General features: G+C 72.8%; 11 protein-coding genes and 1 pseudogene. 4 read left to right on the top strand and 8 right to left on the bottom strand.

The window, feature by feature from the left end:
- Positions 1 to 342: 342 nt before the first annotated feature.
- The 4 genes from ACFE8Y_RS02250 to ACFE8Y_RS02265 form a co-directional block, all read right to left on the bottom strand.
- Positions 343 to 1131, bottom strand: coding sequence for a class I SAM-dependent methyltransferase (locus ACFE8Y_RS02250; protein WP_375462761.1), 789 nt, complete (start codon positions 1129 to 1131; stop codon positions 343 to 345).
- A gap of 11 nt (positions 1132 to 1142) precedes the next feature.
- Positions 1143 to 2351, bottom strand: a complete 1209-nt coding sequence (locus tag ACFE8Y_RS02255; protein ID WP_375462762.1) for an MFS transporter — start codon at positions 2349 to 2351, stop codon at positions 1143 to 1145.
- A gap of 295 nt (positions 2352 to 2646) precedes the next feature.
- Entirely contained in the window at positions 2647 to 4791 is a 2145-nt protein-coding gene (locus ACFE8Y_RS02260) for an OmpA family protein (protein ID WP_375462763.1), read from the bottom strand.
- Between the two features lie 117 nt (positions 4792 to 4908).
- Positions 4909 to 5901 carry a DUF2865 domain-containing protein gene (locus tag ACFE8Y_RS02265; RefSeq protein ID WP_375462764.1) on the bottom strand — a complete coding sequence of 331 codons (993 nt, stop codon included), beginning with the start codon at positions 5899 to 5901 and terminating at the stop codon, positions 4909 to 4911.
- Between the two features lie 183 nt (positions 5902 to 6084).
- On the opposite strand from ACFE8Y_RS02265, the gene ACFE8Y_RS02270 reads away from it, so the two are divergent.
- Positions 6085 to 6627 (top strand): CreA family protein, encoded by a 543-nt coding sequence (locus ACFE8Y_RS02270; protein ID WP_375462765.1) that lies wholly within the window; start codon positions 6085 to 6087, stop codon positions 6625 to 6627.
- Between the two features lie 20 nt (positions 6628 to 6647).
- Here ACFE8Y_RS02270 and ACFE8Y_RS02275 read toward each other — a convergent pair whose 3' ends face one another.
- A complete protein-coding gene (locus tag ACFE8Y_RS02275; protein ID WP_375462766.1) occupies positions 6648 to 6998 on the bottom strand; it encodes a hypothetical protein in 351 nt (116 codons plus the stop codon).
- 374 nt (positions 6999 to 7372) lie between these two features.
- On the opposite strand from ACFE8Y_RS02275, the gene cysS reads away from it, so the two are divergent.
- Positions 7373 to 8761 (top strand): cysteine--tRNA ligase, encoded by a 1389-nt coding sequence (gene cysS, locus ACFE8Y_RS02280; RefSeq protein WP_375462767.1) that lies wholly within the window; start codon positions 7373 to 7375, stop codon positions 8759 to 8761.
- Positions 8762 to 8798: 37 nt separating this feature from the next.
- Here cysS and ACFE8Y_RS02285 read toward each other — a convergent pair whose 3' ends face one another.
- Together ACFE8Y_RS02285 and ACFE8Y_RS02290 are read right to left on the bottom strand one after the other, a co-directional pair.
- Positions 8799 to 10232 carry a M48 family metalloprotease gene (locus tag ACFE8Y_RS02285; protein WP_375462768.1) on the bottom strand — a complete coding sequence of 478 codons (1434 nt, stop codon included), beginning with the start codon at positions 10230 to 10232 and terminating at the stop codon, positions 8799 to 8801.
- Positions 10233 to 10258: 26 nt separating this feature from the next.
- On the bottom strand, positions 10259 to 10822 hold the full coding sequence (locus ACFE8Y_RS02290) for a LemA family protein (RefSeq protein WP_375462769.1): 564 nt from the start codon (positions 10820 to 10822) through the stop codon (positions 10259 to 10261).
- Positions 10823 to 10974: 152 nt separating this feature from the next.
- Here ACFE8Y_RS02290 and ACFE8Y_RS02295 point away from each other — a divergent pair, with 152 nt between their 5' ends.
- Together ACFE8Y_RS02295 and ACFE8Y_RS02300 are read left to right on the top strand one after the other, a co-directional pair.
- Positions 10975 to 11646, top strand: a complete 672-nt coding sequence (locus tag ACFE8Y_RS02295; protein WP_375462770.1) for a PspA/IM30 family protein — start codon at positions 10975 to 10977, stop codon at positions 11644 to 11646.
- Between the two features lies 1 nt (position 11647).
- Entirely contained in the window at positions 11648 to 11920 is a 273-nt protein-coding gene (locus tag ACFE8Y_RS02300) for a hypothetical protein (protein WP_375462771.1), read from the top strand.
- A 123-nt stretch (positions 11921 to 12043) separates the two neighbouring features.
- Here the strand turns inward: ACFE8Y_RS02300 and ACFE8Y_RS02305 are convergent.
- Positions 12044 to 12857: pseudogene (locus ACFE8Y_RS02305) on the bottom strand (transposase); the annotation flags it as partial.
- Between the last annotated feature and the right edge of the window lie 219 nt (positions 12858 to 13076).

The raw sequence follows: 13076 nt of genomic DNA on the forward strand, positions 1-13076 counted from the left end.
TGCTGCTGGCGCGTGATCGGAGCCCGGGCCTGCGCTTCGAGGGCAGCACGATCCATCCGCCCGAGCCCGCGCTCTGGGGCTGATACGGTTTTCCGATCGATCGGTCCGGTCCAGCGCCTTCCCTCCCCCCTCTGCGGGGGAGGGTGGCCCTCGCGTCAGCGAGGGTCGGGTGAGGGGAGTGCCGCATCTGGAGAGGTCGCTCCTCCCCTCACCCCACCCGCTTCGCAGGCCACCCTCTCCCGCAGGGGGGAGAGGGAAGCGCGTGGCAGCGAAACCCCCGAGGCGATCGACCGGAGATCGTATGAGGCGTGGCGCATGGTGTCGGCCGCGAACGCGCGTCGATCAAACCTGCTCCGAAACGCTCGACGCGCGCGCCTCGATCAGCACCGAATCGAGCCAGAAGCTTCCGTCCGGCTCGATGCCGAAATGGCCTATGACCGCGTCGGGCGCGCCCAGTTGGAGCGAGCGGATCGCGGCGACGTGGGCCTCCGGGGTGCGCATCCGCGCGATCCACGTCGAGAACTCCATGCGCAGCCGGAAGCGGTCGACGCGCTCGACGGCGAAGCCCGCCCCCGCCAGCATCGCGCACCACGCGGGCACGGAATAGTCGCGCACGTGGGAGGGGTCGCGCAGCAGCTCCACCGCCTGGAGGTGCGTGTCGAGGAGCGATTCCTCCGGCGCGACGATGTCGGCAAACAGCGCCGGCGCGCCGGGCCTGACCACGCGGCGCGCCTCGGCGAGACCCGCGCGCACGTCGCGCCAGTGATGGGCGCTGAACCGGGTGAGCACCGCGTCGAAGGCGGCGTCCGGGAACGGCAGCGCCTCGGCCGCGCCCGCCTGCGTCTCGATGTTGGAAAGGCCGCGCCGGGCGGCCTCGCTCGCCACCGCCGCGAGCATCTCGGGAGAGAGGTCGCAGGCCGTGACCGTCGCGACAGCGGGCGCGACGGCGAAGGCGACGTGGCCGCCGCCGCAGCCGAGGTCGAGCGCGCGGGCGCCCGGCACCGCCCGCATCCGCGCGGCCATCCGGTCGAGGTCGGCGCCCGCCGCGTGGACCGTGCTGGCGACGTAGGCCGCGGCCTGCGGCCCGAACTGGCCGGCGACGTGGGCCTCGTGGCTGCGGGGCGCGCTCATGCCATCCTCCTTCAGGGTACGGGGACCAGCGGTGCGAGGCGCGCGAGCCGCAGCGCGATGGCGAGCGCCAGCCCGTACAGGCAGCCGACGAAGGCGACGACCCCGGTCCAGCCGGCATGGGCGAAGAACCAGCCGCCGGCCGTGCCCAGCACCGACGAGCCGAGATAGTACAGGCACAGGTAGATCGAGGAGGCCTGCGCCCGGTCGCGCAGCGCCCGCCGCCCGATCCAACTGCTCGCCACGGAGTGCGCCCCGAAGAAGCCGACCGTGGTCACGACGATGCCGAGGACCACGATCCAGAGGTTCTGGGCCAGCGTCATCAGGATGCCGGCGAGCCCCGCGGTGATGGCGAGCCACAGGACCTTGCGCCGTCCGAGCCGGCTCGCGACCTCGCCGGTGAGCGCGGAACTCGCCGTGCCGAAGAGGTAGACGACGAAGATCGCGCCGATCGCGGTCTGGCTCAAGGAGAACGGCGGGTCGAGGAGCCGGAAGCCGATGTAGTTGTAGATGCAGACGAAGCCGCCCATCAGCAGGAAGGCCTCCGCGAACAGCCACGGCAGGCCGGCGTCGCGAAAATGCTGGCCGAAGGTGCCCGGCACCTCGCGCCAGCGCATCCGGTGCGCGGTGAAGCTGCGCGAGGCCGGCAACGCCTGCCAGAACGCGATCGCCGCGACGAGCGCCAGCGCGCCGATGGTGCCGAGCCCGAGCCGCCACGAGGCGTGGTCGGCGATGATGCCGGCGATCAGCCGGCCGCACATGCCGCCGACGGCGTTGCCGCCGACGAGCAGGCCCATCGACAGGCCGATGGAGCGCCCGTGCATCTCCTCGCCGAGATAGGCCATCGCCACCGCGGGCAGGCCGCTCGCCGCGAGCCCGGTGAGCGCGCGCAGCGCCAGGAAGCCGTGCCAGCTCGGCACCAGGGCCGCGACGATCGTCAGGATTGCCGAGGCGAACAGCGAGACGAGCATCACGGGCTTGCGCCCCCACACCTCGGAGAGCGGGCTGACGATCAGCAGCGCCACGGCGAGCATCGCGCAGGGCAGCGACAGGGCGAGGCTGCTCTCGGCCGGCGAGACGCCGAACTCGGCGGCGAAAACCGGCAGCAGCGGCTGCACGCCGTAGAGCACCGCGAAGGTCGAGAACCCGGCCGCCGCGAGCGCCAGCGCGGTGCGGCGGAAGGCCGGCGTCCCGGCCTCGATCAGCGATCCGCCATCATCCATGGTGTTTGCGCTCGCCCGCGGTCATGGCGACGGTGGTGGGCTGAGTGGTGCGAGGTCGTCAACTGCGGGAATTGCAAGCCCGCCAAGACGTTGGGAAATCTGCCCCAGCCCCGTCATTCCTGTGTCTGCGCAGGAGACCCCGAAATGACGGGGCTGGGACGGGCAACAGGACGCATATCGTGAAGTGGGTGAACCACGGCCTGCGCAGGTTCCTCTCCCCTTCGCGGCAGAGAGGAAGGGAACGGGCCGGTTCGAGTGTCGGCCTGCACCTTGGAGGGGCGCGGTGCTGCATCGCCTATCGCGGTGCAGCCTGCGCCTGTCCCTGCTGGATCAGCGGCGTGATCCGGCGCACCGTCACCCGCCGGTTCTCGCGCGACGGCCCTTGCGTGTTCACCTTGAGGTACTGCTCGCCGTAGCCCTGCGTCGTCAGGTTCTCCGGCGGCACCTGGAACCGCTGCGTCAAGACGGTGGCCACCGACTGCGCGCGGCGGTCGGACAGCGACAGGTTGTCGACGTCGGCGCCGACCGCGTCGGTGTAGCCCTCGATCAGGAAGACTTCCTGCGGGTTGGCGCGCACCGTCTGGTTGATCGCGGCGGCGATGGTCGCGAGGCGCGCCGCTTGGTCCGGCGTCACCGTGAAGGCGCCGGTGTCGAAGGTGATCGTGTCGATGTCGACGCTGCGCATCCGCGCGCGCAGTCGCGGGCTGTAGCGCACCTGATCCAGCGTGTAGCGCCGGTCGACCGCCACGACAGGCGGAGCCGACAGCGCCTCGTAGACCCCGCGCTCGTCGGCCGCGCCGTAATCGACCACGTAGCGCTCGCGCGGGATGCGGATGTCGGGGGGAGGTAAGTCGACCACGTCGTCGTAGACCGGGCGCGGGGCGCCGCCGTAGCCGTTGTCAATGAGCACGACTTCGCGGCCGTCGCGGAAGCGCCGCGAGCGGCGCAGCATGCGGCCGTCGTCGTCGACCACCGTCACGATCTGCTCGCCGCCGGGACGGTCGAGGGTGGTGACGGTGTCCGCGCCCCGGCGCTCGCTGCGGTAGCCGCCGCGGTCGAGGTCGCGGAACCGCTCGTTCTCGTCGTGGCGGATGTAGTAGGTGTCGCGGTCGCGCACGATGAGCCGGCCGGGCTCGCGGATGTAGGTGCGCCCGTCCTCGTTGAACTCGCGACGCTCACGGCGGACGCGGTCGTAGTCGCGCACGTCCGCGTCGTCGGGGTTGAAGCCGCCGGGCACGTAGCCCGGGCGCCCCGGGACGTTGAAGCCGCCGCGGCGGTCGTCGACGCGGCCGGTGGGTACGCCGCGCGGGTCGTAGCCAGGTTGGAGTCCGCCCGGCTGACCAAGTCCCGGTTGCGCGATGCCGGGCTTGGCCAAGCCGGGCTGGACTTGTCCGGGTCCGCCCGCGCCGGGGGGTACGGCGCCGGGTGCCTGGAACGGGCGTCCCGGCACGCCGGGGGCGACGTTCGGAGCCGCACCGGGAGCGGATGGGAGCCGGGTTCCGTCGGGCGGCGCGCCGGCTCGGCCTGGGGCGACCGGCGCGGCCTGGCTCGGATCGGCCGGCGGGACGCCGGGCTGACCGGGCGCGACCGGCGCCGCACGCGGATTGCCGGGTCGGCCGTTCGAGGCCGCGCCCGGAGGCTCGGCCGCATCCGGGCGCTGGACCGGGCGGCCCGGCACCCCCGGCCGCGCGTTCGGGGCGACCGCGCCGGGTTGTGCGGGTGCCACGGACGGGGCCGCGCCCTCGACCCCGTCCGGGCTCGGCCGCGCCTCAGGCCGCTCGACGGGGCGCCCGGGCACGCCGGGAGCGGCGTTCGGGGCCGTTCGCTGCCGGGTTCCGGGCTGCTCGGGGGCCGCGGCGGGCGGCGGCGGCGTAGGCTTGCCCTCGGAGGCAGGCCGGGCCGGCGCAGATGGGCGCGGCGGCGCCTCGGCGGCGGGCTGCTTGCGGGCCGGCTCGGGTGCCTCACGCCGCTCCGGTGCTTCGCGGCGCTCGGGTGCGGTGGAGCGCTCCGGTGCTTCGCGGCGCTCCGGCGCCCGCTCGCGGGCGGCCGGGGGTGCGGGTCGGTCGTCGGGCTCGCGCCGCGCCGGCTGCGGCTTCTCCTGAGGACGGGGTACGGGGGGGCGCTCCTCGCGCGGCTCCGGCCGCTCGCGGGGGGTGGGCGGCGCGGCGCGTTCGGGCGGTGCGCGCTCGGGGCGGGGTTCGGGTCGCTCGCGGGCGGCCGGTGCGGACGGGCGCTCGGGGGCCGCCCGCGGCGGGGCTCCGCCCGGGGCCTCGCGCCCACCCAGGCCTTCGCGTCCGCCGCGCGGTCCGCGCTCGTCGGGGCCGCCCTGCGCCAGGAGGATCGTCTCCGAGAGGCCCCCGCGCGCGTCGGAAAGGGCCGGTCCGGCGAGGAAACCGGGCAGCATCGTGCCGGTCAGGAGGAGCAGGCGGGTCTTCCACATCGTCGGCCTCGGCGGTCGTGGAACGGCCGTACCGAACCGCTTCGGCCCGGGATGGTTCCCGATCGTCCCCGGTCCGGGACGGCCCCGGATGGCCCGCAGGCCGCCGAGGTCTTACCTTCAGGGCATCGCGGGCTGCGCCGCTGGCCGATCGAGGGTGATGACGCGGACGCCGCGCTCGGCGCCCCCGGTTGCCGCGGTCTCAGCCCCCGGATCACCCGCGGCCTTGCCCGCCCGCGGCTCCCTGGTCTCCGGGACGAGCCCCGCGCGCTCGGCCGCGTCCGCGGCGAGGCTCGCCGCGGTCTTGTCGGCGTGGCCGACAAGCGTGAGGCGGACCTTCGGCCGCGACAGCGCCTCGGCCTGCATCGGGGTGACGAAGATGTCGCCCTTGTGCCGCACCAGCATGCTCTCGGCCTTGGCGAGCGACTGCGCCCAGGTCCTGTCGGCCGGCTTGCAGGCGCAGTTCTGCACGAAGGCCTTCCGGAACTTGAAGGCGTTGGCGAGCGACGCGTAGGCGCGCCTGCCCTTGATCGCGGCCGCGTGCTGCAGGGCGTCGTCGCCGTAGGGCATCGCGTAGGCCGCGGCCTCGGTGCCGGGGCAGAGCGCCTGGCACATCTCGTCGGCCCCTTCGCGGCCGTCGGGGAGGTTGCGCATCGGGAAGAAGGCGCCGTCGCAGGTCCGCACGCAGATGACCTGCGGGCCGCCTCGCGCGGTGGCCTCGCCCATAGTGACATCGACGCGGGCATGATCGATGCAGGTGCTCGCGATCATCGTCTGAAGCTGGCGGCGGCGGGCGGTGCCGTCCTCGCTCGCGGCCCCGCCGTAGGTCGCGTTCAGCGCCCGGATGCGCTGCTCCACCGCGCCGCATTGAGGCGGGCGCGTGTCGAAGAACAGGAAGGTGCCGCCCTCGCAGTTCAGGGCACGGTGATAGGCCTGGAGCCGGCCGATCTCGCTCTGCAATGCCCGGGCGACGCTGGCGCCGTCGCCGAGGCTCGACAGTTCGGCGCGGTAGCGCTGGCAGGCCGCGTTCTGCGCCTGCGCGCCCGCGGCGGCGAGGCAGAGGACGAGCGTGGCGAGCCAGCGGCAGGGCAGGCGGGTGCGGATCGACGGCATGGCTGAGATGACGGGATGGCTGAAGCAGGTGGGCTGAACGATCGGAGGTTCGATGCGCAGGCCGGGCGCGCTCCGCCGCTTCGCGGGCGGTGCGTGGCCGCTTAACTTTGTTTAAGCACCCTCGCGCATCGGCGACAGCCCTCCTACATGCGCCGCACGGGTTCGGTTGGGGAATGGCGGACGATGTTGCTTCGGGGTCTCACACGCGGCGCGCGGGCCGCCGCATGCCTCTCGATTCCCGGCCTCTCGCTCCTCGCCGCGCTGACGGGCGCGGCCGCCGCGCAGGAGCCGGACCGGATCTTCGACAAGTCGACGGTCTGGCGTCCGCTGACGCCCAACGACAAGCTCGTGGTCTACGGCGTCGACGATCCGGTCGCCGGCGGCGTCGCCTGCTGGTACACGCAGCCCGAGAAGGGCGGCATCAAGGGCACGCTGGGCTTGGCCGAGGACGTGTCCGACATCTCGCTCCCCTGCCGGCAGGTCGGGCCGGTGCAGTTCAAGGGCAAGTTCGGCCAGGGCGAGGTGGTGTTCAGCGAGCGCCGCTCGCTGATCTTCAAGTCGATGCAGATCGTGCGCGGCTGCGACGTCAAACGCAACACGCTGATCTACATGGTTTACTCCGACCGGGTGATCCAGGGCTCGCCCAAGAACTCGACCTCCAGCGTGCCGCTGATGCCCTGGGGCACCGAGCCGCCGCCCAAGTGCGGCGAGTTCCTGAAGGGCTGAGGTCCCGTTCCGGCGGATGGTCAATCCTGGCAGGTGATGCGGATCGGCTGCTCGGCGGGCTTGGCGACCGGCAGGTCGATGGCGCCGGTGTACTCCTCGGCGGTCGCCGTGCCGTAGGCGTTCGCGGTCGCGTAGCCCTGCGCCTCGCACCACGCGTTGGCGACCACTTGGCCGCACGCGCTGCCGGGGCTCGTGAGGCACTCGCCGACGCCGTACCCGTCGCTCGACGGGATCAGGAAGGTCTTCTCGATGTGGGACGGCGCCCTGGCCAGGGCCTCGCCGTCGGCGGCGGTCGCACCGTGGGCGCACGGGACGGCAGCGGCGAGGAGGGCGGCAAGGAGAGCGGCAGGTCCGGCGGCCGAGCGTCGCATCGAAACGTCCTTGTTCATGGGAGAGGCGGGTTCAGGGCTGGCACGGGGATGCCGGATCGACGGGCAAGGTCCGACGGCGCGGTAAACAAAGGCTTTCCGGGCGGGCTCGCGCATTCCGGAAAATCCGATGCCTTCCTCACCGCGTCGTTCTCGAAGTCCTCACGGTTTTGCGGTAGCCCGATCCGGCGCGGGGGACCGTCGCCGATCCGCAACACGGCGCCCGTCGATCCCGGCGGCAATGCGGCGGCGGTGCATGCGCGTGGACGGATGTGGCGGGTCGCAGGTCACTGACGGCAAACGACAGTTCCGCCACGGTGGAGGACGGCGCAGGTGCCCCGGCCCGGATCGGGATCGCGGGAAGGGAGGGTGGTTTCATGGCGGCGATGTTGCGGCTCTACAACACGCTCACCGGCGCCAAGGAAGCCTTCGCGCCGATCGATCCGACCCACGTGCGGATGTACGCCTGCGGCCCGACGGTCTACGACGCGGCCCACATCGGCAACGCGCGCCCGATCATCGTCTTCGACCTGCTGTTCCGGCTGCTGCGCCGGCTCTACGGCGCGGCTCACGTCACCTACGCTCGCAACGTCACGGACGTGGACGACAAGATCAACGCCCGCGCCCTGGAGCGCGGCATCACCATCCGCGCATTGACGGATGAGACGCTCAGTGCTTTCCACGCCGATATCCGCGACCTCGGCGTGCTGATGCCGGAGGACGTGAACGTCGCGGGCGAACGCCCCCGCCTCATCGAGCCCCGCGCCACCGACCACATCGGCGAGATGCGCACGATGATCGAGGGGCTGGTGGCTTCCGGCCACGCCTACGTCGCGGATGGCCACGTGCTGTTCGACGTGCCCTCGATGCCCGAGTACGGCGCGCTCTCGAAGCGGCCTCTCGACGAGATGGAGGCCGGTGCCCGAATCGAGGTCGCGCCCTACAAGCGCTCGCCCCTCGACTTTGTATTGTGGAAGCCCTCCAAGCCCGGCGAGCCGTCCTGGCCCTCGCCCGCCGGCATCGCTGTGCCCGGCCGCCCAGGCTGGCACATCGAGTGCTCGGCGATGTCGGCGCGTCACCTCGGCGAGACCTTCGACATCCACGCGGGCGGCCTCGACCTGATCTTCCCCCACCACGAGAACGAGGTGGCGCAGTCCCGCTGCTGCTTCGGGACGCCGGTGATGGCCAACGTCTGGCTGCACAACGGCTTCCTGCAGGTGGAGGGCGCGAAGATGTCGAAGTCGGCCGGCAACTTCGTCACGATCCGCGCCGTGCTGGACGACTGGCCGGGCGAGGTCGTGCGGCTGGCCATGCTGAAGTCGCATTACCGCCAGCCGATCGACTGGACCCTGCGCGGGCTGGAGGAGGCGTCGCGGATGCTGGAGCGCTGGTACGCCCAGGCGGGCGACGCCGCGCCCGCCCCCGAGGCGCCGGCCGCGGTGCTCGAACCGCTGCTCGACGACCTCAACACGGCGGCAGCGCTTGCCGAGATCCACCGGCTCGAAGATCCGGCGACCTTGCGGGCCGGGGCGAACCTGCTCGGGCTCCTCGCGCGGACCCTCTCGGAGCGCGCGCGCGCGACGGTGGCGGCCTCGGGCCTCGACGTGGCGGCGGTCGAGGCGCTGATCGCCGAGCGGGCCGCGGCCCGCGCCGCCAAGGACTGGCCGGCCTCCGACCGGGCGCGTGCCGCGCTCGCCGCGATGGGCGTGGCGGTGAAGGACAACAAGGACGGGACGACGGCCTGGAGCGTGGCGGGCCGAGGGTAAGGTCCCCGGCGACCGGCGCCGGCCCGCGCGGTTCGGCCTAACGCGGCCGGTCGCTGCCGAGCCGTTTGAAGGTGCCGCCGGATTCCTCCATCGCGCTCAGCATCGGGCCGAGCGGACCGGCCGCGCCGCGGTGTTCGGCGATGAGCGCGCGCATCGCGTCGGGCCCGCACGTGTCCCGGAACGACGCTCCGCGCGCGACGATCCCGATCACCTGCGCGTCGCAGACGACGCCCCTGGCGGCCACGGCGATGACGGCGGTGAAGGGGCGTGGATCGAGGGGGGCGAGCAGGGCGGCCGGGTGCCCGAGATCCCGGGCGTGCAGGCCGACGAACGCCGCGACCGCCAGGATCCCGCCGAGGCTCATGGTGGGCGTCAGTCCGAGCCAGTTGCGCGGATCGTCCGAAGCCGCGAGGGCGGACGCGGTCGAGGCACGCCGGCGCGTCCCGCCGGGTGAGGCCGTGGCGGGGACGGCCGCGGCGCGCTGCGCCGCCGGACGCGTGTCGCGCCCGGTCGGCGCGATCAGCGCCATCGATCCGGTGACGGCGACGATCGCCCTGATCCGGGCGTCGATGCTCGGGTGGGTCGCCAGCGCCCCCCCGACGTCTCCGTCGATCATCATCGCGTCCCGGCCCGGCGGCAGGTCGGCGATCCGGCTGCGGCCCGCGATCTTGCCGAGCGCCGAGACGAGGGCCGCGGGGTTGTGCGTCGCCTCGACGGCGGCGGCGTCGGCCACGAACTCGCGCGCGGACGCGATCAGCAAGCGAACGAGCCGCCCGGCCCGCAGCGCGCCCTGCGCGATTGCGGCGATGATCAGCACGAAGACCACCGCCGACGGCAGGACGACGATCAGGATCGGTAGGCTCAGGAACTCGGTGAGCCGGTTCGTGCGCCGCATCCGCGGCTTCACCAGCCATCCGAGCATGGTCAGGCAGACGTTGGCCGCCGCGATCAGCCGGATGTCGCCGTTGGCGACGTGGGCGAGCTCGTGCGCGATCACCGCGGCGAGTTCGTCGTCGTCGAGACCGTCGATCAGGCCGCGGGTCACGACCACGACCGCGTCCCGGCGGCGGATGCCGCAGGCGAACGCGTTGAGCGCGGGCGATGGGGACACGCCGACGTACGGGGCCGGCAGGCCCATCCCGATCGCGAGCGTCTCGACGATGCGGCACAGGCGCGGCTCGTCGCGGTCGTCGACGAAGTCGAACGCGACGAGCTTCCTGACCGCGTGGACGTGCCAGAGCATCTGCGCGGCAAAGACGATGGCCGCCGCGAGCGTCGCCAGCGGGACGTAGCGCGTCGCGTAGCCGCCCCAGCCGAACACCGGCGCGTGCTCCGGGTCGAAGGCGGCCAGCGGAAAGTAGAGCGCCAGCGCGGCGGCGACCTGGAAGGCGGCCACGAACCCGGCAAACAGCGCGACCGAGCGCCGGTCGTTCGCCTCGATCCAGCCGAACAGGCCGTTGACGCGCAGCATGGTCCGTCCCCACTCGTCGGCGGCACTCAGAACTTGATGGCGACGGGCTCGTCGATCAGCACCCGCTCGATGCCGAGGTCGAAGGGCATCCGCGCGCCCATCTTCCAGAACCGCGCGACGAGGCTTCCGGGGAACTGGCGCAGCGTCGCGCCGTACTCGCCGACCGCGAGGTTGTAGAAGCGGCGCGCGGCGGTGATGCGGTTCTCGGCGGCGACCAGTTCCTCGCGGAGCGCCGTGAAGTGGGCCGAGGCCTTGAGCTCCGGGTAGCGCTCGGCCATGCCGATCAGCGCGTTGATGTTCTGGGTCAGGTTCTTCTCCGCCCTCAGCCGCATGTCGGGCGCGGTGGCCGCGAGCGCCTCGGTGCGCGCCCGGGTGATCCCGAGGAGGATGTCGTGCTCGTGGCCGGCGAATCCCCGTACCGTCTCCACGAGGCCGGGGATCAGGTTCTGGCGGTGCTTGAGGTGGACGTCGATGTCGGCGAACGCGGTGCCGCAGCGCGCGTCGAGGGCGACGAGGCGGTTGCGCGTCGCGAGCGCAAGGTAGAGCGGCGCGAGGGCGAGCGCCGCCAGCGCGATCAGTTCGACGATCATCGGCCTCAAGCCTCCACGCGGTGTCCGATGCCAGGATAGGCGCGGGCCGGTTGAGGATCTGTTGATCCGATGACCAAAAATGGCAGGCGCTTCATAACGATTTAAAGCAAACGCGCGTCTATGATCGCCACGTTAGCCCCAAGGAGGAGTCCATGGCTGAATCGATCTTCGCCCGCGTTTCCCGTCTGTTGTCGGCCACCGTCGAGGACTCGGTCGACCGCCTGGAGCGGGCGGGCGGCGAGGCCGTGATGCGCGAGGCGATCCGCGAGGCCGACCGCGCCGTCGATCAGGTCAAGGCGGAGCTCGAGGCCGTCATGACGCGCCGGCTGCAGGCGGTGCGCCAGGAGCAGATGCTGGCCAAGCGGATCGAGGAGTTGACCGGCAAGGCGACGTTCGCGATCGAGGGCGGCCGCGAGGACCTCGCGGAAGCGGCGCTCTCCCGCCAGATCGACTTCGAGGCGCAGGCGCGCGACCTCGCCGACGTGCAGGCGCAGGCCCGCGAGGAGGAGGCGCGGCTGGAGCAGGGCCTCGCCGCGCTCAAGGCCCGCAAGGCCCAGATGGAGGACGCGCTGGCGGCCTTCCTGATCTCCCGGCGCGAGGCGGCGCGGGGCGGCGACGGCCCGGCGCGGCGCGGCCCCTCGGCCGAGAAGGCGGTGGACGCCGCCGAGCAGGCCTTCGAGCGCGCGATGACGGGTGCGGGCGGGGTCGGCTTCACCCGCGCCGACACGGGGACGGTCAACCGCGTCGCCGAGATCGACGGCCTCCAGAAGAGCGCCGCCGTGGCGGAGCGGCTCGCCGCGCTCAAGGCGCGCAAGGCCGCCTGAGATGATCCGCAAACCCTCGGAGGCGTGGGGGCGCGAGAGCCCCGTCGTTACCACCGTGCGCAGGGCCGCGCTCGGCGGCGCGGCCGCGGCGCGGGCCGGGCAGTACTACGCCCGCGGCCTGTTCCTCTGGAGCTTCGCGCTGCTCTGGGGCTTCGCCGCGCTGGCGGGCGGGCTGTTCGCGGGCAGCCTTCCCACCTTCGTCGGCGTGGGCGCCCTGGCGGCGTGGATGGCGTGGTCCGGCACGCGGATGTTTGCCAAGGCGCGCGGGTCATAGGTAGAATCCGACGCTCGGCTCCGTCCGTCCAGGGGCGGCTCACGACCGAGGCTGTGCGAGAACGCGTTTTTGCGGACGCGGGTCGCAGGCTGGAGGTGGCGCGACGGATCGCGACAAGCGGGATCAGGTCCGGATCGCTGCGGTCGGCGGTCCGACGCCGAAGATCCGGATCATCCGCTTCACGTTGTCGGCCGGAACGAGGCTCATCTCGGTTCTGACCTTCGCCAGCGTCCGGGTCAGGACGTGGGTGGCCCCCATCCACGCCTTCAGGGTTTCGCACGGGTGCTCCACGGTCTGGCGGCGGATCGTCGTTGCATCCGGCATCCGGTCGAGGCGGTCCTGCATCGCGTCGCGGCCGCCCTCGTGCACCCAGCGCTTGAGCCGCTTCGCCGTGTCAGAGGTGCATCGGAGCTTGAGCACGCAGGCTGGGCAGGCCGTCAGGTTGCGGTCGATCTCGTCCCGACGATCGGACCGGGCGGGTCCCTTGGTCAGGTGCTGACCGGCGGGACACGTTATAGTGGTCCTCCCCGGCATCGTCGACGAAGTCTTGGCTCGTGAAGAGGCCGCGCTCGGCGTTACCGGCGGTCGGGGTCTCGGGCACGCCGGGCAGCACCCCGGTGCCTTCGCAGGCCAGCACCTGATCGCCGTTGAGGTAGCCCCGGTCAGTTGGCACCGTGAGCGTGCCGCACCCGGCCGCCGTCTGCGCCCTGAGGCCCATCGGTGCGCGCTGGGCCCGGCCGCTGCCGACGTTGGTCACCGCATACGCCACGATCAGGTGATGCTGGGCATCCACCGCCGCCTGAACGGTGTCGCCGGCGAGGCCCGTGCCCTTGCCGCTCGTGGCCATCGAGCGCCCGTCGGACTCGGTCAGCGGGGTCTGCCCGTCGCGCGCGGCCCCGACGCGCTGCCGCATCGCCTGGAGGATCTGCAGCGGATCTCCTGCGCGAAAGCAGCCTACGGGCGCCTGGGACCGTGAGGATGCCTGGGGACCCCGACCTTGATCATCGGCGGGCCGGCGCCCGTTTTCCGGATCGGACCTGACGAGGCGCAGCCCGGAGCGGTCCCGAGGCCGGACGTTCGAAGATCTCGGATTGATCTTCGCCCGGCGTGCCCGGTCATGTCCGGGTGCCGAGTCGAGCGCCTCGCGCTTCCGCCG

The organism is uncultured Methylobacterium sp. (assembly GCF_964242245.1).
GTDB lineage: Bacteria > Pseudomonadota > Alphaproteobacteria > Rhizobiales > Beijerinckiaceae > Methylobacterium.